The 1,125-nt window shown below is 30.6% G+C and carries 1 protein-coding gene; it reads right to left on the minus strand.

Going from position 1 to position 1,125, the window contains the following annotated elements; translation table 11 throughout:
• Window positions 1–881: IS110 family transposase (locus ATE49_RS10985; RefSeq protein ID WP_065082212.1), on the minus strand; the 881-nt coding region annotated here is incomplete at its 3' end.
• Window positions 882–1,125: the final 244 nt, after the last annotated feature.

Raw genomic sequence — 1,125 nt, forward strand, 5'->3', positions numbered from 1 at the left:
ACTTTTTTACACTTTTTCTTTTCCAAAATCCTTTCATAAAGCGCTTTGCATTGTTTGTTAAAACGAATTGCACTCCAGGAACAGACATATAAAATACTCCTTATAAAACCTTTACTGGTTCTGCATTTACCAATTGATATTTTCTTATTCCCGGAATGATACATTTTAGGAACAACTCCAAAATATTTGCAAAGTGCTTTTGAATGTTTGAAATTCTTAAAATTATTGGTTGAAACAAGTAATAATAAAGCTGTCTTCTTCCCAATTCCATTTATACTGGTTAATAAATCTTTATTTTCTTTAAATTCTTTGTCTTCCAGACTTGGAAGCCTTTTCTGAAGGCTTTCAATATCTTTATTAATCCTTTTAATAATTGTTTCGTAGTGTTTTATAACTGATTTATTAAGGATAGGCTTTTGACGAAGTGATTTTAGTTTCAATGTATATCTTGCCTTTTCCTGTTCTAAATCCTGCCATAGATTGAGCTCCTGCTCCAAAAACTCAATATTTTCTTTCTTCGGTTCATAAGGATCCATTTCCATAACTTCTCCAAAGTTCCTTATTAACACAGCATCCTGCTCATCTGTTTTACTGATGTGATGTTTTACTTCTGAAAACTTTTTTATAGATAATCCACTCACCTGATAAACCTCAAAGCCCATAGAATAGGCATAATATAAAATTTTACTGCTGTAGGATCCTGTGGCTTCCACTACAATTTTAAATTGATGTTTATCCCATCTTTTCAGACTCTTCTCAATACATGTTGTATTGTTATTAATTGTGATGATAATCGGATGATTCTCATCATCTAAAAAACTCATCACTAAAATAGTAGAGCTCACATCTACTCCGATTACTTTTTTTTCTAAATTTGACATTATAAAAGTTCTTTATTTTATTGGAAAAAAGTTTTCTTATAACCAGTGTGATAAGAGTTTTCTTATGACTAAACAACATTCTATTCGGTTTTTAGAAAACAAGCAATAGGGACTTTGTGTCAAGGACGGTATCTAACTACCAGCAAGGCTGCGATCTTTTTCCTATTGCTTTTTCCAATGATTATTTTTCCAAAGGTATTTTAACTTTTACATCCTTTTTATTAAACTATGCAAACTTATCACA

Origin of the sequence: Elizabethkingia miricola, from assembly GCF_001675285.1 — a bacterium.
GTDB classification, from domain to species: Bacteria; Bacteroidota; Bacteroidia; order Flavobacteriales; family Weeksellaceae; genus Elizabethkingia; species Elizabethkingia miricola.